25 protein-coding genes are annotated in these 24,850 nt (G+C 36.9%); 21 read left to right on the top strand and 4 right to left on the bottom strand.

Going from position 1 to position 24,850, the window contains the following annotated elements; genetic code table 11:
* Positions 1-74 precede the first annotated feature (74 nt).
* Entirely contained in the window at positions 75-905 is an 831-nt protein-coding gene (locus EGH73_RS04830; protein WP_123280911.1) for a sulfurtransferase, read from the bottom strand.
* Between the two features lie 85 nt (positions 906-990).
* Here EGH73_RS04830 and EGH73_RS04825 point away from each other — a divergent pair, with 85 nt between their 5' ends.
* Entirely contained in the window at positions 991-1,956 is a 966-nt protein-coding gene (locus tag EGH73_RS04825; protein ID WP_123280910.1) for an NAD-dependent epimerase/dehydratase family protein, read from the top strand.
* Positions 1,957-2,039: 83 nt separating this feature from the next.
* A complete protein-coding gene (locus tag EGH73_RS04820; RefSeq protein ID WP_123280909.1) occupies positions 2,040-2,792 on the top strand; it encodes a polysaccharide deacetylase family protein in 753 nt (250 codons plus the stop codon).
* 180 nt (positions 2,793-2,972) lie between these two features.
* Here the strand turns inward: EGH73_RS04820 and EGH73_RS04815 are convergent, their stop codons facing one another.
* Positions 2,973-4,178: a metallophosphoesterase gene (locus EGH73_RS04815; RefSeq protein WP_123280908.1), complete on the bottom strand. Its 1,206-nt coding sequence runs from the start codon at positions 4,176-4,178 to the stop codon at positions 2,973-2,975.
* A gap of 83 nt (positions 4,179-4,261) precedes the next feature.
* On the bottom strand, positions 4,262-5,341 hold the full coding sequence (locus tag EGH73_RS04810) for a 3-oxoacyl-ACP synthase III family protein (RefSeq protein WP_123280907.1): 1,080 nt from the start codon (positions 5,339-5,341) through the stop codon (positions 4,262-4,264).
* 175 nt (positions 5,342-5,516) lie between these two features.
* On the opposite strand from EGH73_RS04810, the gene EGH73_RS04805 reads away from it, so the two are divergent.
* Positions 5,517-6,113 (top strand): IMPACT family protein, encoded by a 597-nt coding sequence (locus EGH73_RS04805; protein WP_123280906.1) that lies wholly within the window; start codon positions 5,517-5,519, stop codon positions 6,111-6,113.
* Between the two features lie 3 nt (positions 6,114-6,116).
* Here EGH73_RS04805 and EGH73_RS04800 read toward each other — a convergent pair whose 3' ends face one another.
* Positions 6,117-6,800, bottom strand: coding sequence for a zinc metallopeptidase (locus EGH73_RS04800; RefSeq protein WP_089767662.1), 684 nt, complete (start codon positions 6,798-6,800; stop codon positions 6,117-6,119).
* A 103-nt stretch (positions 6,801-6,903) separates the two neighbouring features.
* On the opposite strand from EGH73_RS04800, the gene EGH73_RS04795 reads away from it, so the two are divergent.
* The 18 genes from EGH73_RS04795 (at position 6,904) to EGH73_RS04710 (ending at position 24,828) form a co-directional block, all read left to right on the top strand.
* Complete coding sequence (locus EGH73_RS04795) at positions 6,904-8,034, top strand: GNAT family N-acetyltransferase (protein WP_123280905.1); 1,131 nt, start codon at positions 6,904-6,906, stop codon at positions 8,032-8,034.
* 67 nt (positions 8,035-8,101) lie between these two features.
* Positions 8,102-8,287 carry a hypothetical protein gene (locus EGH73_RS04790; protein WP_089767659.1) on the top strand — a complete coding sequence of 62 codons (186 nt, stop codon included), beginning with the start codon at positions 8,102-8,104 and terminating at the stop codon, positions 8,285-8,287.
* A 119-nt stretch (positions 8,288-8,406) separates the two neighbouring features.
* Positions 8,407-8,778 (top strand): NADH-quinone oxidoreductase subunit A, encoded by a 372-nt coding sequence (locus EGH73_RS04785; RefSeq protein WP_072996407.1) that lies wholly within the window; start codon positions 8,407-8,409, stop codon positions 8,776-8,778.
* An 80-nt stretch (positions 8,779-8,858) separates the two neighbouring features.
* Entirely contained in the window at positions 8,859-9,419 is a 561-nt protein-coding gene (locus tag EGH73_RS04780; protein WP_089767657.1) for an NADH-quinone oxidoreductase subunit B, read from the top strand.
* A gap of 35 nt (positions 9,420-9,454) precedes the next feature.
* Positions 9,455-9,949: an NADH-quinone oxidoreductase subunit C gene (locus EGH73_RS04775; protein ID WP_089767656.1), complete on the top strand. Its 495-nt coding sequence runs from the start codon at positions 9,455-9,457 to the stop codon at positions 9,947-9,949.
* Between the two features lie 75 nt (positions 9,950-10,024).
* Entirely contained in the window at positions 10,025-11,248 is a 1,224-nt protein-coding gene (nuoD, locus tag EGH73_RS04770; protein WP_089767654.1) for an NADH dehydrogenase (quinone) subunit D, read from the top strand.
* Positions 11,249-11,386: 138 nt separating this feature from the next.
* Positions 11,387-11,896, top strand: a complete 510-nt coding sequence (locus EGH73_RS04765) for an NADH-quinone oxidoreductase subunit NuoE family protein (RefSeq protein WP_089767652.1) — start codon at positions 11,387-11,389, stop codon at positions 11,894-11,896.
* Between the two features lie 64 nt (positions 11,897-11,960).
* Positions 11,961-13,316 (top strand): NADH-quinone oxidoreductase subunit NuoF, encoded by a 1,356-nt coding sequence (gene nuoF / locus EGH73_RS04760; RefSeq protein WP_123280904.1) that lies wholly within the window; start codon positions 11,961-11,963, stop codon positions 13,314-13,316.
* A gap of 44 nt (positions 13,317-13,360) precedes the next feature.
* Complete coding sequence (locus tag EGH73_RS04755; RefSeq protein ID WP_123280903.1) at positions 13,361-14,209, top strand: hypothetical protein; 849 nt, start codon at positions 13,361-13,363, stop codon at positions 14,207-14,209.
* A gap of 42 nt (positions 14,210-14,251) precedes the next feature.
* Positions 14,252-15,280, top strand: a complete 1,029-nt coding sequence (locus tag EGH73_RS04750; RefSeq protein ID WP_089767647.1) for a 2Fe-2S iron-sulfur cluster-binding protein — start codon at positions 14,252-14,254, stop codon at positions 15,278-15,280.
* Between the two features lie 34 nt (positions 15,281-15,314).
* Positions 15,315-16,376: an NADH-quinone oxidoreductase subunit NuoH gene (nuoH, locus tag EGH73_RS04745; protein ID WP_089767645.1), complete on the top strand. Its 1,062-nt coding sequence runs from the start codon at positions 15,315-15,317 to the stop codon at positions 16,374-16,376.
* A 75-nt stretch (positions 16,377-16,451) separates the two neighbouring features.
* Positions 16,452-17,006, top strand: coding sequence for a NuoI/complex I 23 kDa subunit family protein (locus EGH73_RS04740; RefSeq protein ID WP_123280902.1), 555 nt, complete (start codon positions 16,452-16,454; stop codon positions 17,004-17,006).
* The gene (locus EGH73_RS04735) at positions 17,006-17,503 is read left to right on the top strand and encodes an NADH-quinone oxidoreductase subunit J family protein (protein WP_089767642.1); all 498 of its coding nucleotides are present in this window, start codon (positions 17,006-17,008) and stop codon (positions 17,501-17,503) included. The genes EGH73_RS04740 and EGH73_RS04735 overlap by 1 nt, the downstream gene beginning before the upstream one ends.
* Before the next feature lie 3 nt (positions 17,504-17,506).
* The gene (nuoK, locus tag EGH73_RS04730) at positions 17,507-17,827 is read left to right on the top strand and encodes an NADH-quinone oxidoreductase subunit NuoK (RefSeq protein WP_089767640.1); all 321 of its coding nucleotides are present in this window, start codon (positions 17,507-17,509) and stop codon (positions 17,825-17,827) included.
* Positions 17,828-17,833: 6 nt separating this feature from the next.
* On the top strand, positions 17,834-19,747 hold the full coding sequence (nuoL, locus tag EGH73_RS04725) for an NADH-quinone oxidoreductase subunit L (RefSeq protein ID WP_123280901.1): 1,914 nt from the start codon (positions 17,834-17,836) through the stop codon (positions 19,745-19,747).
* A gap of 3 nt (positions 19,748-19,750) precedes the next feature.
* Positions 19,751-21,250 carry a complex I subunit 4 family protein gene (locus tag EGH73_RS04720; protein ID WP_123280900.1) on the top strand — a complete coding sequence of 500 codons (1,500 nt, stop codon included), beginning with the start codon at positions 19,751-19,753 and terminating at the stop codon, positions 21,248-21,250.
* 83 nt (positions 21,251-21,333) lie between these two features.
* A complete protein-coding gene (locus tag EGH73_RS04715) occupies positions 21,334-22,716 on the top strand; it encodes an NADH-quinone oxidoreductase subunit N (RefSeq protein WP_123280899.1) in 1,383 nt (460 codons plus the stop codon).
* A gap of 258 nt (positions 22,717-22,974) precedes the next feature.
* Positions 22,975-24,828: a CocE/NonD family hydrolase gene (locus EGH73_RS04710; protein ID WP_123280997.1), complete on the top strand. Its 1,854-nt coding sequence runs from the start codon at positions 22,975-22,977 to the stop codon at positions 24,826-24,828.
* Positions 24,829-24,850 lie beyond the last annotated feature (22 nt).

Genomic DNA, 24,850 nt, shown 5'->3' with positions numbered 1-24,850 from the left:
TATAGAGTTTTTATTTCTAAGACTCGAAGACTCTTTCATTTTAAAACTTTCCCACTCTAAAACTCAAAAAAATTCTACAACTCATTCCTGCTCCACTCGCTCCAGCTCCCAACATAAAGATTCGGAATATCAAAACCTGCATAATCCAAAGCCAAAAGAGAATGACAAGCCGTTACACCACTTCCGCAATGGAAAATGATTTTACTTTTTTCATAGTTATCAAATAATTCAGAATACAGATTCCTGAGAACCTCCGGAGACTTGAACAAACCTTTCTCATCCAGATTATCGATGAACGGAAAATTATGAGCATTCGGGATATGTCCTGCCACCAAATCAATTGGCTCCATAATCCCATCAAAACGTTGCGATTCTCTAACATCTACAATCATAGAATCGGAATCTTGACTTGCTTTTTTCACATCATCAATCCAAACCTGTGGTAATTGCCAATCTTGGTAATCGGAAATATATTTGGTTTCAGGATAATACTCCTCAACAGAACTTAATGGGTAATTCTGATTTTGTGCTACTTGCAATCCGCCATTCAGAACCTGCACATTTTTATGACCAACCGCACGCAACATCCACCAGAATCTCGCCGCTGCATTCGCACCGTTTTTGTCGTCATAAATCACAACATGAGAATCTTTATCAATTCCTAATTTTCCTAAAGTCTTGATAAAATCTTCAAACGTTGGAAGCGGATGACGACCTCCATTTTTTGGATTATCAATTTTGGCTAAATCGGAATTCAAATCAACATAAACAGCATTTTGGAGATGTTTTTTATCGAATTCAGCTTTCGAATCTGCACCGGTTCTGACATCAAAAAGTCTAAGATTGGGATTTTTGGACAGTTGCAAAAATTCATTAATTTGTATAATTGGTGATTGTTTATTCATTTTACGAAATTATTAAAAAAATATTGGAATTCTTTTTGATTCTCAATCCTTAAATTAATTAGATTTGCCAATCAAAAAAGTAAAAATGGAAATTCAAAAAGAAAAGATCCTAATCACAGGTGCTCTTGGGCAAATAGGAACGGAGCTAACTGCCAAATTATCAGAAATTTACGGTAAAGAAAACGTTATTGCTTCCGGCCTGGACAAATGGAAAGAAGGCATCACCGAAGCTGGTTATTACGAAAGACTTGATGTTACTAATTTTCAAGCTGTTACAGAAGTTATCAAAGAACATAACATCACAACAGTTTATCATCTAGCATCACTTTTATCCGGAACTTCAGAAAAGCAACCACTTTTTGCCTGGAAACTGAATCTCGATCCATTGATTCACCTTTGCGAATTGGCAAAAGAGGGAACCTTGAAGAAGATTTTCTGGCCAAGTTCTATTGCTGTTTTTGGGAAAGGAATTCCTAAAGAAAATGTGGGACAAGAAGTTGTTTTGAATCCAACAACCGTTTATGGAATTTCCAAAATGGCAGGCGAAAAATGGTGCGAATATTACTTTGAAAAATACGGCGTTGATATCAGAAGCATCCGTTATCCGGGTTTGATTTCTTGGAAAGCACCAGCAGGTGGAGGCACCACAGATTACGCTGTTGAGATATTTTATGAAGCTGTAGAAAATGGAAAATACACAAGCTTCATCAGCGAAAACACAGCGATGCCTATGTTGTATATGGACGACGCTATTGATGCAACAATCAAGCTAATGACAGCTCCAAAAGAACAGGTAAAAATACGTTACTCTTACAACCTTGGAGGGATGAGTTTTACACCTCAAGAACTGGCTGCCGAAATCAAAAAAACAATGCCGGATTTTGAGATAAAATATGAGCCAGATTTCCGTCAGGCCATTGCAGATTCTTGGCCGGCGAGTATAGATGATTCTGCAGCAAAACAAGATTGGGGATTAAATTATAAATTTGACATCTCATCTATGTCAATAGATATGATAAATAACTTAAAACGAAAACTAGGCAAAGTTTAATAGTTAAATTATCAATTTAGATACTTTACTTTTTAACAACTGATTTATAAAAAGTTACAAATATTATATAAAATAAAGTTCAAGTGGTTTTATTAACTTTCAATGTAAATATCTATGAAAACGGTGTTGTTTTAAACCAAAAGCACAATCAAAATTCATTGATAAAAGCTATAGAAGAAAAAGCTGAAGTACTACTACTCTTGTTAGAACTTCACGAATTTCAGGCTACTTTCTTTATTGAAATTTCTATTGCAGAGAGACTTGAAAAGTTGCTGAAGAAAATATCATTTAACGGTCACGAAATTGCACTTTACAATATCAATTCTACCGTAGATTTTACAGAAATAACAAAGCAAAATATTGAGGATATTCTTGATAAACCCATTCGTGGACTTAGACAAAAACAGCATCAATTTTCTTATCAGGAAATACAAAAAATGGAGTTCAAATACGTTTCGGAAATTGATGAATCCAGCATTAATTTCCTGTGGAGAAAACTAACGTCAAGAACGTATCTCCATATCGAAAATGATGTGAACGTAATCCCGGAAAGCCAGTCTCCATACTCACAGCTTCCGTTTAATGATTATGTTTTACAAGTTACCCCGATGAAGTATTACGAAAACATGCTTTTAGAAAGTCTAAAGAATAATGATTATGTGATGATCTATGCCAATGCGTGGCAACTCTTCAGCTCTTCCGAATCACCTTTTAGATTACCTTTCTACAAAAAGATTAATAACGGGAGAAAATTCGAAGACCGTCTTGAGCAGCTTTTTCAATTCATTGATGAGAATGAGATAGCGGTCGCCAGAATGAAGGATTATTTATTTTGATACCGAGACTTTTCAAATTAAATATTTCGCATATAAATAGACCTATTTTTACACAATCAATAATCATTATTAAGTAGTTTAGATCTACAAAAGCGTATGAGACTGCAGTGAAACTATCTAAAAAGCCTGTTATCATTCATACGATAAACAGGCTTTGTCTTATATCAAAAAAATTTTGTTTTAACTCAATTCAAAAACTGTAATCTCAGGCAATACGCCCACTCTACCAGGGTATCCAATCACACCAAAACCACGATTTACATATAGATATTTATCACCGGTTTGGTACAAATCTGCCCATTTTGGATACTTAAACTTTACGGGAGACCACCTAAAATTTTTCAAATCAATCCCGAATTGCATACCGTGCGTGTGTCCGGAAAGCGTTAGTTGTACATCTACTGGGTGTTTTTTAACCACAGCATCAAAATGGGAAGGATCGTGCGACATCAGAATCTTGCAAGCTTCAGCGGGAACTCCTTCAGAAGCCTTGTTCAGATCTCCAAATTGTGGAAATGGCGGAATCCCCCAATTTTCTACTCCTAGAATATATAATTTTTCTCCGTTTCTTTCTATGATTCTATGTTCATTCCGAAGCATTTCGAATCCTGCTTTTTTTTCATTTTCAATAAGTTTCGGAATGTTATTCTTTCTTTCATCAATGTTTTTCCAGACGCCATATTCTCCATAATCGTGGTTGCCAAGAACAGCGAACTTTCCATCTTTTCCTTTGATTTGAGAAAACAGATCGATAAACGGAACAAATTCGTCGGCATAATTATTCACCATATCACCTGTAAACAATACTAGATCCGCATTCTGCTTATTAATCAAATCAATAGCGTGTTGCAGGTTTTTAGGATTCTGAAAACTTCCGCTGTGAACATCCGAAATCTGAACGATTTTATAACCTTTGAAGGTAGATGGTAGATTTTTCAATTTAAGTCTAACAATTCGTGCTTTGTGACGGTATTTCCCGAAAATAATTCCATCAAGAACAAAACCAGCTAAAACCGCTCCCGAACCTAGGCCAACCAAACTTATAAACTTCCTCCTTGACGGATAAACGTGATTATCTGTCGCTACATAGTTGTAACCAAAGTTAAGAAGCCTGATTATATCTTCTATCAAAAGAAAGATGGCAATCAGTAATTTCGGCAAGACAAATATCAGAATAACTGAAAATACCACCTGAAAACTGAGATACTTATGAGAACCTCTGTCATAGGTGAAAATGGAATAAAACAAAAATCCATACACTAAAATTGTAGGAATCCAATATAGCAGCTTTCCATTTTGGCTATTATAAACAGTTTTAAAAGCTTGATAAACATAGATTTCCAGAATTAAAAATAGGGCAAGTAGAAATATAACAGTCTTTTGCATAATATTATAAAAAAACAAAAGGAACAATTAACTTATTCCTTTTGTACTATAAACGTTTGTGATTTGTTTTTACTTTATGTTGATTATATTTTTCCCTCAGGAAACTTGTAAACTACACAATTGATGTTCATTCCAGCACCAACAGATGTAAACAAAATATGCGAACCCGGTGCAAAAGATTGTCCTTCCATTTTTCCTTTTCTGATTAAATCAAATAAAGTGGGAACTGTAGCCACCGACGAATTGCCAAACTGTTGAATCGTCATCGGAGAAATTGCGTGATCGTAATCTTTTTTTCCGTACAACTTAAATAGTCTGCCAATCATAGCATAGTCCATTTTTGCATTAGCCTGATGAATCAGGATTTTATGGATATCTGAAATATCCAACCCTGCTTTGTCAATAGTCGCTTTTATAGCATCTGGAACATTTTTTAGAGCATATTCATAGATTTTACGACCTCTCATCCTGATAAATAACTGAGACTGATTGTGCTCAAGGTTCAGAGAAGGCCCGTTTTCCAGATAGCATAATTCTTCACCATTATCACACAGTGTATTATCTGCCAAAACTCCCACTTTTGAATCTTCAGTCGCAGTAACAACAACAGCTCCAGCTCCATCTGCAAAAATCATTTTATTTCTGTCATAAGGATCGGTAACTCTGCTCAGTGTTTCACCGCCTACAACCAAAACAGTTTTTGCTTTGCCTGCTTTGATCATCGTATCAGCTAGAATAAGACCTTCTACCCAACCCGGACAGCCGAAAATCATATCGTAATTGATACAATCTCTTCTTTTGATGCCGAGTTTACCTTTTAGCCTGGCGGAAAGAGATGGCATGAAATTCGGGATTCCGTTTACACCCACTTCACCAAAATTGGTAGCAAAAATAATATAATCAATTTCTTCTTTATCAATGCCTGCATCTTCGATAGCTTCTAATGACGCTCTGTGCGCCAGATCAGAATTAAAATCTTCAGGATTGGCATACCTTCTATGCTCTATTTCAGTGATGTCCACAAATTTCTGAATGATTTCCTCAGTAGGCTTTTCAATCAGCTGATTATTATCATCATAGAACACAGCATCAGCAAAATGAGAGCCGTCTATAACGTTTTCCGGAACATAACTTCCGGAGCCAATGATTATTGTATTAGGCATTGATATTAAAAAATTTGAAATGCAAAATTACACAAAAATTAATTGTTGGGATTTTATTTTCTTTCATTTTTTTTTTTGACAATATTCCAAATCATTTAAAATTGGATTGACTTATCAATGAAAAAAAAGAATTTTCAGATTTGAAATTTAAATCGGGAATTTCTATTTTTGAAGAATGTTTGAATTCCAAACCATTAAAGAAAATGTAGAGAATGTCTTGCTAAAAGAAAAAGGTAGCAAGTTCATAGGCTTTGCTTATCCAGTTAATTCCGATGCTGATGCCAAAGAAAAGTTAAATCATCTTTACGAGCAACATCCAAAAGCCACCCATCATTGCTATGCATTCCGCATAGGAATCAATGGAGAGAATTATCGGGCTAATGATGATGGCGAACCATCCGGAAGTGCGGGACTACCAATTTATAACCAATTGCTCGCACATCAGATTACAAATGTGCTGGTTGTAGTCATACGCTACTATGGTGGAACGAAATTAGGTGTTGGCGGATTGGTGAAAACATATAAAGAATCTGCAAAACTTACCCTTGAGCAGGCGCAAATAATCACCAAAGAGCTGGAATCCGAAATTGAAATACGATTTAGGTTTTCGCAGCAAAATCAAATATTCACAATCCTTAATCGATACGATGCAAACATTCTGGATTTTGACGCACATGAAATATGCATCATTAGAGCCAATGTCAAAATGGCTAAAAAAGAAAGCATCTCAGACGAATTGTCCGAGATGCTTTTGGAATTTAAATTTTCATAACTTTTATTCCCTTCTGTTCCCTGATAGCAAAGATGCGAAATAAATAAGCTGAGCCAAAGATCCCAGCGCTGCTACGACATAAGTTCTTGCAGCCCATTTGAGTGAATCTTCTGCACCCTCATATTCTTCGGCTGTTACCGTACCTGTAGATTTTAGCCATTTTAAGGCACGATTGCTGGCATCATATTCCACCGGAAGCGTTATGAACGCAAATAAAGTTGTGATTGCAAAAAGAACAACGCCTACTGCTAGAATTGTTTTATTTCCGCTCATTGCCATTACTAAAATACCTCCCATCAGGACGAATTGCAATAACCTGGAGCTGATGTTCACCACCGGAACCATCTTTGACCTGAACTGAAGCATTGAGTAACCAACAGCATGTTGAACAGCGTGTCCGCATTCGTGCGCTGCAACAGCTGCCGCAGCTGCATTTCTCTGCATATAAACCGCTTCAGAAAGATTGACTGTTTTGTTTTCAGGATTATAATGATCGGTTAATTGTCCTGGTACTGAAATGACTTGTACATCATTGATTCCGTTGTCTCTCAGCATTTTTTCTGCCACTTCTTTCCCAGACATTCCGTTTCGCAGATGAACTTTAGAATAAAATTCGAATTTAGAACGAAGCCTACTTTGCACAAACATGCTTATTAAAAAAACGGCTCCGATGATAAGATAATACATATTTTTTATTTAATGTGTTTTGTTGATTTAGCTGTAAAAAGTATGCCAAAGTATTGCTTTTTTTAAGCTAAAAGCTATCTTTGTTCTCTTGATACGCAAGAATATGGAAAATGTAATCATAAAGCAAGTTCTTAACGAAAAAGACTTAATAAAGTTCATCAAGTTCCCAATGGAATTGTACCGGAATAATCCGAATTATGTTCCACCGTTAATAAACGAAGAAAAGAACATTTGGAAAAAAGAAGAGAATCCGGCATTATCCTATTCAGAAGCCAAACAGTTTCTGGCATATAAAAATACTAAAATCGTTGGTAGAATTGCTGTTATCATTAATCATAAAGAAGAAAATGAATTAGGAATCAAAAAAGTTCGTTTTGGCTGGTTAGATTTTATAGACGACGAAGCAGTCTCCAAAGCTTTAATTGAAGAAGCAATAAAATTTGCAAGAGCGCATCACATTGAAAAAATTGAAGGCCCAATGGGTTTCACAAATCTTGATAAAGCCGGAATGCTTACGATGGGTTTTGACAAACTCGCAACGATGATTGGACTTTATAATGATGCCTACTATCCAAAACATCTAGAAAATCTAGGACTTGTGAAAGAAAAAGAATGGGTAGAGTTTGAACTTCAATTTCCAGACAAATTACCTGAAAAAGTAGAAAAATTCAGCAGTCTCATTGCTCAAAAATATAAACTGAAAACATTAAAATTCAATAATAAAAAGGAAATATTACCTTACGTTGAACCCATGTTCAAACTTCTGGATGAGACCTATAAACACCTATCAACATACACGCCTATTTCCGACGAACAAATCAAAACTTATAAGGAAAAATATTTTGGTTTTATAGATAAAGATTACATCACGTGTGTAGCAGATGAAAATAATCAGCTTGTCGCATTTGCAATCACAATGCCTTCTTATTCAAAAGCGCTTCAAAAAGCCAAGGGTAAGCTTTTTCCTTTTGCCTGGTGGCATTTTTTACAGGCGGGGAAGAAAAACGATAGAGCAAACTTTTATTTAATAGGAATACATCCGGAATATCAGAGACGTGGCGTTACTTCCATAATTTTCAAAGCGATCGAGATGAATCTTAAAGATAAAGGAATCAAGTTTTTGGAAACCAATCCAGAACTGGAAGAAAATAAGAATGTACAGGTGCTCTGGCAGGATTACAATCCAGTGAACCACAAAAGAAGAAGAACATACTCTCTAGAAATCAAAGCTTAATAAAATCAAACAACCGTTTAACATTATTACATTGATTCGCATCTCAAACTTTTAAAAAATTAAGAATTTGAAAAAACAACTTATCATTTACGGTGTACTGATTTTAGCATTTGTTCTTTACAATTTCTTGGAACCCGTGAAAAACGCAAAAACAGACACCTTAATCAACATACTGTTTGCCAGCATCTTATTTCTTTATATTGCATACATTGCCTACCTAGTACTGAGAAAGATGGGCAAAAAAGACAAATAAAGCTTATTTATAATTATTCTAAATTTATTAAAAGAGACTTTTCTTGTCTTTTGAGCAGGTGAATAATTTAATATATTAAATCTTTATTTAGTACTTTTGCATAGTTAAATTTAGACTTTATGAATTTACCTGAAAATTATATCCCTATACTAATTCAGGCCGCAGTCGGTCTTGGATTTGTAGCTATCTCTTTATTAGGCGCTCATTTTTTGGGACCTAAGCAGAAGAAAGGGAATTCTGTAAAAAACTCAAGCTGGGAATGTGGTATTCCTGTAGAAGGAAATGCCAGAACACCATTTTCCATCAAATATTTCTTAACAGCGGTATTGTTCGTGTTGTTCGATATCGAAATCGTATTTTTTTATCCTTATGCTGTTAATTTTAGAGAATTTGGGATGCAGGGCTTCTTAGCAGTTCTGACTTTCGTAGCGATTTTCTTTGTTGCGTTTTTCTATGTGTGGAAAAGAGGCGCTTTGGATTGGGATAAATAAAATTAATTATTAATGGTAAATGATTAATTTTTTCTGAAAATCATTTATCACTAATCATTCATAATTTATAATTAAAGAAAATGTCAGACAAAAAACCAGTAATAATTACAGACGCCCCTGCTCCGGAAGGTTATGAAGGAGAAGGATTTTTTGCAACTAAGCTGAGCAGCGTCATCGGGATGGCAAGAAAATATTCGCTATGGCCATTACCATTTGCTACATCTTGCTGTGGTATCGAGTTTATGGCGACACTAAACCCGACTTACGATGCATCAAGATTCGGAATGGAAAGAAACTCTTTCTCACCGAGACAAGCAGATATGCTGATGGTTTGCGGAACTATATCTAAGAAATTAGGTCCGGTTTTGAAAGAAGTTTACACCCAGATGGCTGAGCCAAAATGGGTTGTCGCTGTTGGTGCTTGCGCTTCGAGCGGTGGGATTTTCGATACATATTCGGTTCTTCAGGGAATTGATAAAATCATACCTGTCGATGTTTACGTGCCAGGATGCCCGCCAAGACCAGAGCAAATCATCGAAGGTGTGATGCAGGTACAGGCACTTGCGGAAAGTGAAAGTATCAGAAGAAGAGACACACCAGAATATCGTGCGCTCTTGGACTCTTATGATATTAGTTATTAAAATCTAATTTCGGGATTTTAAATTTTGAATTAATTATGACGAACGAATTTGTATTAGAAGCGCTAACAAGAGAATTCCCGGATTCTGTGATTTCCAGTTCTGAGCCTTACGGAATGCTTACGGTGGAAATCAAGAAGGATGACATCAAGAAAGTGATTCATTATCTTAAAGATTCTACACTAGAATTCAATTTCCTAACAGACATTTGTGGGATTCATTATCCTGAAACGCAAGATAAAGAAATCGGTGTGATTTATCATCTTCATAATATGATGGCAAATTTCAGAATCCGACTTAAGGTGTTTATGACAAGAGAGAACATCGAGGTAGATTCTATTGTGGATTTGTACGCAGGAGCTAACTGGATGGAAAGAGAAACCTATGATTTCTACGGCATCAAATTCAAAGGACATCCTGACCTGAGACCAATCCTTAATATGGAAGACCTTGGTTATCATCCGATGCTGAAAGAATATAAACTGGAAGACGGAACAAGGACGGATAAGAATGATGCAATGTTCGGAAGATAAAATCAATATAAATGATGAATGATGATAGATAAATGATTATCGATTATCAAATATCAATTATCAATTATAATAAATATGAAAGATAACTCATTATCTAATATACTAAACCAATACGAAAGCAAGGAACAGATCGACGGACAGCTATATACGTTGAATCTTGGTCCTACGCACCCGGCTACGCACGGGATTTTTCAGAATGTTCTTACAATGGACGGTGAAAGAATTCTGCACTCCGAGCAAACGGTTGGTTACATTCACAGGGCATTTGAAAAGATTTCCGAAAGAAGAAACTTTGCTCAGATCACTACGCTCACAGACCGTATGAACTATTGCTCGGCTCCAATCAATAATCTTGGATGGCACATGACTGTTGAAAAACTGATTGGTGTAGAAGTCCCAAAGCGTGTAGATTATATGCGTGTGATCTTGATGGAATTAGCCAGAATTGGTGACCATTTGATTTGTAATGGTGTAACAGGAATGGACTCGGGCGCAATCACAGGCCTTACTTATATGTTCATCGAGAGAGAGCGCATCTACGATATGTACGAGCAAATCTGTGGTGCAAGGATGACGACCAATATGGGAAGAATCGGTGGTTTTGAAAGAGACTTGACCCCGAAGTTCCACGAACTTATCAAAGATTTCCTTAAAACTTTCCCACCAAGATTTCAAGAATTCTGTAATCTTTTAGAAAGAAACAGAATTTTTATGGACAGAACCATTGGCACGGGTGCCATTTCTGCGGAAAGAGCTTTAAACTATGGTTTTACAGGTCCTAACCTACGTGCTGCTGGTGTAGATTATGATGTGAGAGTGGCGCAACCTTATTCTTCTTACCAGGATTTTGATTTCATCATTCCTGTTGGAACTGCAGGTGATACGTATGACCGTTTTATGGTTCGTCAGCAGGAAGTTTGGGAATCAATTAAAATTATCAAACAAGCTTACGAAAACTTACCGGAAGGTCCGTTCCACGCAGATGTCCCTGAGTTTTATTTGCCAGAAAAGGCCGATGTTTATCAAAAAATGGAAGCTTTGATTTACCATTTCAAAATCGTAATGGGAGAAACTGATGTTCCTAAAGGAGAAGTTTACCACGCTGTTGAGGGTGGAAACGGAGAATTAGGATTCTACCTTGTTAGCGATGGGGGAAGAAGTCCTTACAGACTACATTTCAGAAGACCTTGTTTCATCTACTATCAGGCATATCCGGAAATGATTACCGGTTCTGTAATCTCTGATGCGATTGTAACTATGTGTAGTATGAACATCATTGCGGGAGAATTAGATGCATAAATGAAATTATAGATTTTGGATTATAAATTTTAAATTAATCTAAAATCTTTAAATATAAATTAATATCAAAATTGATAAGATTTTTAGAACTACGATTTTCATCTAAAATCTAAAATCTAAAATCTAAAATCTTTAAATATGAGCGAAACAATTGCTTTTAAACCTGAAAGCTTAGAACAGGTTCATAAAATAATTGCAAGATATCCAGAAGGCAGACAAAAATCTGCTTTGATTCCGGTATTGCATATTGCACAGAAAGAATTTGGAGGCTGGTTGGCTGTTCCAGTTATGGATTATGTAGCTGAACTGTTAAACATTACTCCGATTGAAGTGTATGAAGTGGCAACATTCTATACGATGTTTAATATGAAGCCAGTTGGCAAATATGTTTTGGAAGTATGCAGAACTGGACCTTGTATGTTAAATGGAAGCGATAATATCCTTAACCACATTCGCACAAAACTAAACATCAAAGACGGTGGAACTTCTGAAGACGGATTATTTACTTTGAAGCCTGCCGAATGTCTAGGAGCTTGCGGATATGCACCAATGATGCAGTTGGGGAAATTCTACCACGAAAATTTGACAATAGAAAAAGTTGACGAAATTATCGATCTCTGCAGACAAGGAGCGATTGATTTAGGTTAATAATTAATTGAGATAATAACTAAGCAAAAAGCCATAAGCCAATTGCTATAAGCTTTTATAAACGATGAGTAAAAAACTTTTACTTAAAAATGCACATATAGAGGGAATTCGTTATTTCGAGACTTACCGTAAACACGGTGGTTACGAAGCAGCGGAAAAAGCTCTTAAAATGAAACCTGCAGAAATCTTGGAAGAAGTTAAAACTTCCGGACTTCGTGGTCGTGGAGGCGCTGGTTTCCCGACAGGAATGAAGTGGAGTTTCCTCGCTAAGCCAGAAGGTGTTCCAAGACATTTGGTAGTGAATGCTGATGAATCTGAACCAGGGACTTTCAAAGACAGATATCTAATGGAGTTTCTTCCTCATCTTTTGATTGAAGGAATGTTAATTTCATCTTACACTTTAGGTTCCAATACATCCTATATATATATAAGAGGAGAATATTCTTGGATTCCGGATATTTTGGAAGAAGCCATCGAAGAAGCGAAAGCTGCAGGATTTCTTGGAAAAAATATCTTAGGAACTGGTTTCGATTTGGAGATTTATGTCCAGAGAGGTGCTGGTGCTTACATTTGCGGTGAAGAAACGGCTCTTCTTGAATCTCTTGAAGGAAGAAGAGGAAATCCAAGATTGAAGCCACCTTTCCCAGCTGTAAAAGGACTTTGGGAAAGACCAACGGTTGTTAATAATGTAGAGTCTATCGCTGCGGTTGTTCCAATCATCGAAATTGGTGGTGCTGAATATGCCAAAATTGGTGTAGGAAGGTCAACAGGAACTAAATTGATTTCTGCTTGTGGTAATATCAACAAACCAGGCGTTTATGAAATTGATATGACGATTACGGTTGAAGAATTTATTTATTCTGATGAATATTGTGGCGGAATCCCAAATGGTAAAAAGCTGAAAGCTTGTATTCCTGGTGGAAGTTCTGTTCCAATTGTCCCAGCCAATTTATTACTAAAAACCATCAATGGTGAACCAAGATATATGAATTATGAATCTCTTGCTGACGGTGGTTTTGCTACCGGAACAATGATGGGTTCAGGAGGATTTATTGTTTTGGATGAAGATCAATGTGTGGTCAATCATACAATGACTCTTGCAAGATTCTATAACCACGAGAGTTGTGGACAATGTACACCTTGCCGTGAAGGAACGGGTTGGATGTATAAAATCTTGAAAAAAATAGAAAAAGGAGAAGGAAAAATGGAAGACATCGATTTGCTTTGGGACATCCAGCGAAAAATCGAAGGTAATACTATTTGTCCTTTGGGAGACGCAGCAGCTTGGCCGGTTGCGGCAGCCATCAGACACTTCAGAGATGAGTTCGAATGGCATGTTAACAATCCTGAGTTGAGCCAGACTCAAAATTATGGAATAGCAAATTATGCAGACCCTATTCCGGTTGTTAGTAACAGTTAAATAAAGATTGAATAGAATTTGTTTTTTCAAATTCACTAGAAATAATGAAGAAGTTCTTTGAAATAGTTTTTGTATTTTTTGTAGGAACAACAATGTTGTTTGGACAAAATCAAGACACAGTTGATAATTCCGGATATAACCAATCTAAGCTTTCCAAGGGAACAATGTTCGTATATTGGGGTTGGAACAGAGCCGGATTTAGCGATTCTGATATTAGATTTAAAGGAAACGGTTATGACTTTACATTGAACAATGTGGTAGCTCACGACAGACCTTCCGAGTTAAGTATGGCTTACATCGATCCAACCAGACTTTCGATTCCGCAGTTCAATTTTAGATTGGCTTATTTTATTAAGGATAATTGGGCTCTTGTAATCGCACAAGACCATATGAAATATGTAATGGACCAGAATCAGACGGTAAATATTGATGGACATATTTCAGACCCAACTTATGCAGGAATGGTTCAAAACGGTCAGGTTGATTTATCGGATGAGCAATTTTTGACATTTGAACATACCGATGGACTTAATTATATCAATCTAGGTCTGGAAAAATACAAAAACGTATTATCCAAAAAAGATTTTAATATGTTTTGGGCTTACGGAGGCGGAATTGGTGCTCTGATGCCTAAAAGTAATGTTAAACTTTTTGGAAACGAAAGAAGTGACAGATACCATTTAGCAGGATTCGGATTGGATGCGAGGACTAGTATTAATGCTGTTTTCTGGAATCATTGGATGGCAAGAGTAGAAGGAAAATTCGGGTATATCAATATGCCGGATATCAAGACTACTCTTAATAATAAACCTGATAAAGCCAGCCAGGACTTTGTATTCTACCAAATCAATTTTGGAATCGGATACGTATTTAATAGAAAAATAAAAAATTAAAAATAGACTATTGCTGAATGCATATAGCCAAAAGCATAAGATATGAGCGAAGAAGTCAAAAAATTTAAAGTAACCATAGACGGACACACTACCGAAGTTTTGCCTGGCACTTCTATCTTGGAAGCGGCAAGACAAATCGGAGGAAAATCTGTTCCACCTGCAATGTGCTATTACAGCAAATTGGAAACAAGTGGCGGTAGATGTAGAACTTGTCTTGTAGAGGTTTCTAAAGGTTCTGAAGCGGATCCGAGACCAATGCCAAAATTGGTTGCTAGCTGTAGAACCGGTGTTATGGACGGAATGGAAGTGAAAAACCTGACTTCTGAAAAAGCACAGGAAGGTAGAAAGGCGGTTACAGAATTCCTTTTGGTAAATCACCCATTGGATTGTCCTATTTGTGATCAGGCTGGAGAATGTCATCTTCAAGATCTTGGTTATGAGCACGGAGTTGCCTATACAAGAACTGAATTCGAAAGAAATACTTACGATGCAGACGACATCGGTCCAAACATCAAACTGAATATGAACCGTTGCATTCTTTGCGCAAGATGTGTATTGGTTGCCAATCAGTTGACTGAAAAGAGAGAACACGGAATTCTTTACAGAGGAGATCACGCAGAAATATCAACAATGTTGAACAAAGCTCTTGATAATGAATTTATTGGAAACGTGATTGATGTTTGTCCTGTTGGTGCTTTGACGGACAGAACTGCGAGATTCGCAAGCAGAGTTTGGTTTACTAAACCTTACAATGCGACTTGTACTTGTACAAAATGTAGCGGAAAAGCCGTACTTTGGATGAAGGGAGACGAAGTGGTAAGAGTAACTGCTAGAAAAGACCAATATGGTGAAGTTGAAGATTGGATTTGCAACGAATGTCGTTTTGAGAAAAAAGATACTGCTCTTTGGAACATTGAAGGCCCAAGACATATCGATAGACATTCTGTAATCTCGCTGAATCATTACGAGAAAAAAACGGACAGTTACAATGTTCTGGAAAATCCTGAAGCTAAAGAAATCGGTTTAAAAGACGAAATAGAAATTGAAAAATTAGATAACGAAATTATTTAGAATTCATTTGTCTGATTAAATTCAAATAACAATTATGGAATTAATTACTTTCAAAATTATATTGGTACTTGCCCTATTTTTACTGGCGTTAACCATCGCAGCCTACTCCACTTGGGCAGAGAGAAAAGTAGCAGCCGTGATGCAGGACAGGATCGGACCAAGCAAAGCCGGACCATTCGGATTGCTACAGCCACTTGCTGATGGTGGTAAGTTTTTCTTTAAGGAAGATTTCACACCGGCAAATGCAGAAAAGTTTCTTTTTATCCTCGGACCATCATTGGTAATGTTCATTTCACTCATTACAGGTGCTGTGATTCCTTGGGGAAAAAGCCTGAATATTGGTGGAACTTCATTTGACCTTCAAGTAGCCAATATCGATGTTGGTGTCCTTTACATTATCGGAATGGCTTCCATCGGAGTTTATGGGATTATGATCGGTGGTTGGGCTTCTAATAATAAGTATTCATTATTAGGGGCGATCCGAGCATCTTCTCAAATGATCTCGTATGAATTGGCGATGGGACTTGCATTGCTTTCTATCATTATGATGAATGGAAGTCTTGACCTAAAAGTCATTACAGAATCGCAGGCCACAGGAAAACTGTGGGGACTGATTTCTCTGGACGGAATGAACTGGAATATCTTCTACCAACCATTGGCATTTTTAATCTTCATCATTGCAGCATTAGCAGAAACCAACCGTCACCCTTTTGACCTACCAGAATGTGAATCCGAATTGGTAACAGGATATTCCACCGAATATTCCTCAATGAAATTAGGATTGTATATGTTTGGGGAATATGTCAATATGTTTATCTCCAACGCATTTATGGTTGCATTATTTTTCGGAGGTTACAACTATCCCGGGATCGAATGGGTTACACAAAACTGGGGAGAAAACGCCGCTGGAATATTAAGCATCGTTGCATTCCTGACAAAAACAATTATCGGAATCCTGATTTTTATGTGGATCAGATGGACGCTTCCAAGATTTCGATACGACCAGTTAATGCATCTAGGATGGAAAACATTGATTCCACTAGCTTTGGTTAATTTGATGATTACCGGCGCGTTGATTTTAGCATTCGGAAATTAATATTGAATATAAAATTTAAGATAAAGACAAGATTAGTCTAAAATCTAATGTCTAACATCTAACATCTATAATTAAATGAAACTTACTAACAGATCAAAAGTTGTTTCGAACAAGGAAATGACCCTTGCAGAGAAAATCTACCTTCCGGCGGTATTCAAAGGGATGGGGATTACCCTCAAGCACGCTGTGAGAAATATCGTAAAAGGCCCGCCAATTTATCCTTATCCTGAGGTAGATAAGCCTAGGGCAGAAATTTGGAGAGGTCAGCACGTTCTTAAAAGAGACGAAGAAGGCCGTGAAAGATGTACTGCCTGCGGACTATGTGCTGTTGCCTGTCCTGCCGAAGCGATTACTATGGTTGCTGCCGAAAGAACTAAAGAGGAAAAACATCTTTATCGCGAAGAAAAATACGCTGAGAGCTACGAAATCAATATGTTGAGATGTATCTTCTGTGGAATGTGTGAAGAAGCCTGTCCAAAATCTGCTATTTATCTTACAGACAGATTAGTAGATGTAGAAACCAACAGAGGTTCTTTTATCTACGGAAAAGATAAGTTAGTAGAGAAAATAAATGAAAGGATTGATATCACACCAAGACAGTCCGAAAAACAAAAAAATGCAGTAAAGTAATGGATCAGATTTTATTTTTCTTTGTAGCATTTTTAGCCATTGCAAGTGCCGTTTATTTTGTTTTTGCAAAAAATCCATTGTATGCGATCTTGTCACTGATTGTGACGATGTTTTCTATTGCCGGGATGTATATTCTTCTTAACGCCCAGTTTTTAGGAATCGTACAAATCATTGTTTACGCAGGTGCGATTATGGTTCTTTTCCTTTACATTTTGATGATGCTCAACCTCAATAAAGAAGACGAAAGCAAGAAGGCTAGCCTTCCAAAATTCATTGGAGTTTTTTCAGCTAGTATTCTTTTCATCGGGATGTTGGGTGCTTATAAAGGTCTTACTGGAAATACAACAGTTACTAACAATGTAGACCAGTCAGTAGGTCTGACCAAAAACTTGGGAAGATTGTTGTTTAACGAATATGTATTGCCGTTTGAACTGGCATCTGTGCTTATCCTTGCGGGTATTGTGGGAGCAGTTCTGATTGGTAAAAAAGATTTATAGGATATGAATACATTTATACAACAAGTTCCTTTGGAATACTTTATCATTCTGAGCACGATTCTTTTCTGCCTCGGAGTTTTAGGAGTTTTGGTGCGCAAAAACGCTATCGTGATTTTGGGCTGTGTAGAATTGATGCTTAATTCCGTAAATCTTTTGCTGGCTGCATTTTCGGCTTACAAAGGTGATGGTCACGGACAGCTTTTAGTATTTTTCATAATGGTAGTTGCCGCTGCAGAAGTAGCTGTAGGATTGGCAATTATTGCGATGATGTATAGAAATACAAAGTCTGTCGATGTTAGTATTTTTAATAAATTAAGAGGATAATAAAGGATGGAGAATTTAGTTTACGCAATTGTACTTTTACCACTTGCCGGGTTTCTGATCAACGGACTTTTTGGAAAACATCTTCCTAAAATTTTCGTTGGTGGATTGGCAACTTTGGTAGTTTTCGCTTCGTTTATTATCACAACAAGTGTATTTCTGAATTTCAATAGTGAGAGTGCTCCTGTCATCGTAAAAGCATTCGAATGGTTCAGAGTTGCAGGAATTCAGGTTAATTTTGGTTTCCAGGTAGATCAGCTGTCATTAATGATGGTGATGATTATTACCGGAATCGGTTCACTGATACACCTTTACTCCATTGGATATATGAGCCACGATAAGGGTTTCTACAAGTTTTTCACTTATCTGAACCTGTTCATCTTCTCGATGTTGTTGTTAGTTCTAGGAAGCAATTATCTGATCTTATTCATCGGCTGGGAAGGTGTAGGACTTTGTTCTTACCTGTTGATTGGATTTTGGTATCAGAATGAAGATTACGGAAAAGCAGCAAGAAAAGCTTTCATTATGAACCGTATCGGAGACCTTGGTTTGCTAATCGGGATTTTCGCCATCGCTGCGAACGTTAATGCAATTGATTATCTTTCTGTAGCTCAAAACGCTTCTATCTTCGAATTGGATGGAACAACAATTATTTTTATCACCGCAGCCTTATTCATTGGAGCTACAGGTAAATCCGCACAGGTTCCGTTATACACCTGGTTGCCGGACGCAATGGCCGGACCAACGCCGGTTTCTGCTTTGATTCACGCGGCAACGATGGTTACCGCTGGAGTTTATCTAGTTGTAAGGTCTAATTTCTTATTCACATTAGCACCAACAGTTCAAGACGGTATTTTATTCATCGGATTCCTCACTGCAGCATTAGCTGGCTTCTATGCACTCAGACAAAACGACATCAAAAAAGTATTGGCATACTCCACAGTTTCACAACTTGGATTTATGTTCATTGCTTTAGGATTAGGTGCTTATACCACAGCAATGTTTCACGTAATGACACACGCTTTCTTCAAAGCTTTGTTATTCTTGGGTGCTGGTTCTGTAATCCACGCAATGAGCAACGAACAGGATATGCGTTTTATGGGCGGCTTGAAAAAATATATTCCCATTACCCACGCTACATTCCTTATCGGAACGTTGGCAATCTCTGGTTTCCCTTTACTTTCCGGGATGATTTCCAAAGATGAAATTTTGGTTGCAGCATTTGCTAAGAATCCGATTTATTGGGTGATGCTATTCATTTTGGCTGCTATCACAGCAATTTATATGTTCAGATTGTATTATCTAACATTTCACGGAGAATTCAGAGGGACAGAAGAGCAAAAACATCACTTGCACGAGAGTCCTGCCAACATGACTTTACCTTTAATCGTTTTGGCTGTTCTTTCCGTAGTTGGAGGTTTTATCAATCTTCCGCACTTTATCGGTCACGGACATTATGCTAAATTGATGGAATGGCTGAAGCCTGTTCTGACACCAGAAAGTTTTAAACAGATGGAAGCTACTTTATCAGGCGTTCCATTTGGTACAGAAATGATTCTTTTAGTCGCAACAATTCTAATGGTTTTTACGGTTTGGTTCTTTGTTAGAAACATCTATGTAAATAAGAAAAAAATGGCTCTTCCTGAAGATAAATATACTGGTTGGGAAAAACTGTCGGCAAAGAAATTGTTTGTGGATGAGATTTATAACGCCTGCATCGTAAGACCTTTTGAAGAAGCTGGAAAAGCTGCAGCAATGTTTGATAAAGCAGTTTTAGATCCCATTGTAAACTTCATTGGATTGGGTGCTCAGGATTCCGGAAGAGCTGCAAAGCGTCTGCAAAATGGAAATGTGGAAAACTATGTGCTGATTATGTCATTGGCCATAGGAATTGTATTGATTGTTAACTTTTTATTGAAATAGATAATGTCGTATTTACTATTAACATTATTACTATTACCTCTAGTAGGTTCGGGTTTACTATTTTTCTGGAACAATAAGTCCAGTAAATATATAGCGTTGGTTTTTGGCTTCGCACAAATGCTGATTGCATTTTATATGTTGGGAAATTTCGATTTCACGCCAACTGTAGATGCTCCTTTGCAATACGAAATCGCCTATCCTTGGTCCAATTATATCAAAAGCAGTGTTAATTTCGGCGTTGACGGAATGAGTATGCTAATGGTTTTATTGACCAACATTTTGGTTCCGATTATCATTCTGTCTTCATTCAATGATAAAAAAGGTTTCCCGAATTCCTTCTATGCTTTGATTTTGCTGATGCAGTTTGGATTGTTAGGCGTTTTCACCTCATTGGACGGACTGTTGTTCTACATTTTCTGGGAAGTCACTTTGATTCCAATCTGGTTCATCGCCGGCATCTGGGGACAGGAAGACAAAAGAATCAAGTTTACAACAAAGTTTTTTGTTTACACATTCGTAGGGTCTCTATTTATGTTGTTTGGTTTGATATATGTTTATAACCAAGGACAGGCAGCTTCTTTTGCCCTAACAGACTTGTACAATGCCCAGCTTAGTGTAACAGAGCAAAATTTTGTCTTCTGGTTTATCTTCTTTGCTTTTGCCGTAAAGCTACCAGTCTTTCCTTTTCACACTTGGCAGCCTGACACTTATACTTATTCGCCTACACAAGGATCTATGTTGCTATCAGGGATTATGCTAAAAATGGCAGTTTACGGTGTGATGCGTTATTTATTGCCTATTACGCCACAAGCCATTGGCGGAGTTTCTGGAGAAATTGTAATCATCCTTTCGGTGATAGGTATTATTTACGGTGCTCTTATCGCAATGATTTCCACAGACAGCAAAAGATTAATTGCTTACTCTTCCCTTTCTCACGTTGGACTGATTGTAGCTGGGATTTTCTCATCAGCAGTAGTAACAATGAGAACCGGGCTGACGTTTGAAGGCGGACTAGGTGCAATGATACAGAGTTTTGCACATGGTATCAATGTCGTTGGATTGTTCTATTGTGCGGATATTCTTTATAAGAGATTCAAAACAAGAGATATCCGTCAGATGGGCGGACTTGCTAAAGTTGCTCCTAAATTTGCGATACTTTTTATGATTATTCTTCTTGGATCAACAGGTGTACCTTTGACCAACGGATTCATTGGTGAATTTATCTTATTGAAATCAGTTTACAGCTATAACTTCATTATGACAGTAATGGCAGGACTTACATTGATTCTGGCAGCAGCTTATATGCTGAGATTCTATGGAAAAACAATGTTCGGAAAAGGTGATGATGCGGTTTTGGCTACAACAAAAGATATTAGTTCAGTTGAGTTTTCTGTATTGGCTAGTTTATCTGTTTTCGTTATCGTACTTGGGGTTTATCCGCAGCCGGTAATAGAAATGGTGACGAGCTCTATACAGTTCATCTATGCATCGATGTTAAATTAATCTTGACACAAGATAAAAGAGAAATTAAATAAAATTCAAAACGGACATCGGTACTTCCCGATTCCGACGAAACAAATAAAGAAATGAGTGTTTTTATAATTTTATTCCTCACGGCAGTGCTTGTACTTTTTTCCGGTGTATTGGAAAAAGGAAAATACGCAAGATACATTGGGATTTTGGGATTAATCATCGGTTTGTATGTGAGTTTTCTTCCCGAATGTGAATTCTATGATCAGTATAAAGCGATGTATGAATACAGTAGTAATGCCGCCTTATTTACAAAGATTTCCATTATCATCACATTATTATTGTTCTTTTTGGGAGGATTTGCATTCAGCAATCACAGAAGCCATCAGTCCGAATTATACGCTTTGATGCTATTTGCATTAAGTGGTGGATTGGTTCTTTTCGGATTTCAAAATCTGGTAACGTTATTCATCGGGATTGAGATTTTATCCATTCCATTATATGTGATGGCCGGCTCTAACAAAACAGACCTTCGCTCTACTGAAGCGTCTATGAAGTATTTCCTTATGGGAGCCTTCGCTACAGGATTTCTGATGTTTGGTGTGGCATTAGTCTACGGAAGTGTGGGAAGTTTTGATATGTATGTGATCCACGATTTCGCCATCAGCAATCCAAAAAATCTGATGCTGATTATGGGTTCTATCCTGATGCTGTCTGCGCTTGCTTTCAAAGTATCATTAGCACCATTCCATATGTGGAGTCCTGATGTTTACCAAGGGTCGCCATCGCTTATCACTGGTTTTATGGCATCTGTAGTTAAGATTTCCGGTTTCTTTGCATTATTCAAATTAATGACCTTAGGATTTGGCGGTATTGCAGGAGAATGGATTAATATTTTAGGCGTTTTTGTGATTATTACTTTATTACTTGCTAACGTAATGGCATTAGTTCAGACCAATGCAAAAAGGATGCTCGCCTACTCTTCTGTATCACACGCAGGATATATTTCGTTGATATTTTTTGGACTTAATAATTTTTCCACATCTATTTTAGGATTTTATTTATTTGCTTATTCATTGGCAACGGTTGGTGTTTTCATCAGTCTGATTTGGGTAGAAAAAATAAAGAAAGAAACATCATTTGCAGCCTTCAATGGATTGGGTAAAAAAGAACCGCTTTTAGCAGTTGTTGCTACTGTTTCTATGTTGTCAATGGCTGGTATTCCTTTAACAGCTGGTTTTATAGGAAAGTTAAGCATTTTTAATCAGGCGATTGGAGGTGGTTCAAGCTTCCTAGTTCTGGTTGCAGTTTTGGGTTCAGCTTTAAGTATTGCTTATTATCTTAGACTGATTATCGCCATGTTTTTTTATAAGGAAGATAACTTCCACAATACGGAAAAAGCTAGTATCACGTATAACATTGTTTCCATTGTTATTATTCTAGCATTATTTTCTATGGGAATTGTTCCAGATTTATTTGCCAAGATTCTTGGATTATAAATTACATTAAAAATATTACTGAGCCTGATTCTGATGAGTCAGGCTTTTTTATGTCTGTATTTAAAATAATTTGGGCGCCTTTATCCGTCTTCCGCTCCCAATCTTTTCACTTCACTTTGTTGCGTAAAAAGGATTTCCGCTCAAGCCGGGGCGCAGATTTCAGTACAAAATAAACATTCTATTTAACAATAAACTTTTGTTTAATTTTCAATGTCAATTCCTTCAAAAACCCTAATTTTATTCAAATATTTATTTTCAATGAAAAAGTTCTTAGTGTTATTCTGTGTTATAACAGTTAGTTTCGGTTTTGCACAAACCAATCCCATCGAAGACAACTTCACAAAAAAAGAAGTTTATATCCCAATGCGAGACGGAACTAAATTGTTCACCATTATCTATACTCCAAAGGATATTTCTAAGGGAAAAAAATACCCGTTTATCATGAACAGAACATGTTACAGCATCGCGCCTTATGGAGAGAACAACTTTAGAAAAAAACTGAATCCCAACAAATTTATTGAAAAGGAAAAATACATCTTCGTTTTTCAGGACGTTCGTGGCAGATATATGAGTGAAGGAACTTTCACGAATATGACACCGCAAGTAGATCACAAAACTAAAAAAGATGTGGACGAAAGTACTGATACGTATGACACCGTAGACTGGCTGGTAAAAAATGTTCAAAACAACAATGGTAAAGTGGGACAATATGGTACTTCTTATCCAGGATTTTATACAGCTGTAGGAACTTTGGCAAATCATCCAGCATTGGTTGCTTCTTCCCCGCAAGCACCAATTTCCGATTTTTGGTTCGATGATTTCCACCATAATGGTGCATTTTTAATGGGTTATTTCAAAACATTTCCTGTCTTTGGCGTGCAGAAAACCAAGCCGGAAAAAGAATCTTGGTTTGCAGATAAAATGATAAAACCGACTTCTGACGACGGATATCTTTTCTATAAAAATATGGGAACGCTAAAAGATGGTGTGGACAAATATTATAAAGACAACTTCTTTATGCAGGAGGTGGTAAATCATCCTAATTATGATGAGTTCTGGCAAAAAAGAAATCTGCTGCCTCATCTTAAAAACATCAGTCACGCAGTAATGACTGTTGGCGGTTGGTTCGATGCGGAGGATCTGGCTGGACCACTCAACATTTATAAAACTATTGAAAAAAATAATCCTAAAGCCAAAAATACGATTGTGATGGGTCCTTTTTCTCACGGCGGATGGAACTATGACAGCGGAAAGCATTTTCATAACGACATCTATTTTGGCGACAGCATATCCACATTTTATCAAAGGAATATTGAGCAACCATTCTTTCATCATTATCTAAAAGAAGATTCGAAAACTGCAGCAAAACTTCCGGAAGCTTATATGTTTGACACGGGAAAAAAACAATGGGAACAGTTTGAAACTTGGCCTCCGAAACAAAGTCAGAAAGTGACTTTTTATCTTGATAACTCAGGAACATTAGCTAAGAATATTCTTAATCAAGTAGCCTACTCGGAATATACTTCTGATCCTAACAAACCGGTTCTAAGCAGCGAGAATTATAAAGATATGAATGGCTTTACTCCAAGAAATTATATGAGCGAAGATCAGAGATTTGCAGCATACAGACCAGACGTCTTAACTTTTACAACCGATGTTCTTGAAAATGATATAACGCTGGCTGGAGAAATCCTTACCAAATTAAATATCGTGACCTCTGCTACGGATCTTGATTTCATTGTAAAATTAATCGATATCTATCCATCGGACGAAAAAGCAAATCCTGACAAACCAGGCGTTGTATATGCCAATTATCACCAGATGGTAAGAAGCGAAATTATGCCGGCAAGATTCAGAAATAGTTTTGAAAAACCTGAGCCACTGACACCTAACAAAAGTGCGACCGTGAATGTGAAACTTCAGGATGTTCTGCACACTTTTAAAAAAGGACACAGAATTCAGGTTCAAGTTCAAAGTACTTGGTTTCCATTGATGGCAATTAATCCGCAAAAATTTCTAAATAATCCTTATATGGCGACTAAAGACGATTATCAAAAGGCGGAAATCAAAGTTTCCAGTGGTAGTTCCATAGAATTTGATGTTCTAAAATAAAAAATTAAAAGCACAAACTGCG

Origin of the sequence: Epilithonimonas hominis (assembly GCF_003730015.1) — a bacterium.
Lineage (GTDB): Bacteria > Bacteroidota > Bacteroidia > Flavobacteriales > Weeksellaceae > Epilithonimonas > Epilithonimonas hominis.
Note: the sequence above shows the minus strand (reverse complement) of the source record. Positions and strands in the feature narration are given on the sequence as shown.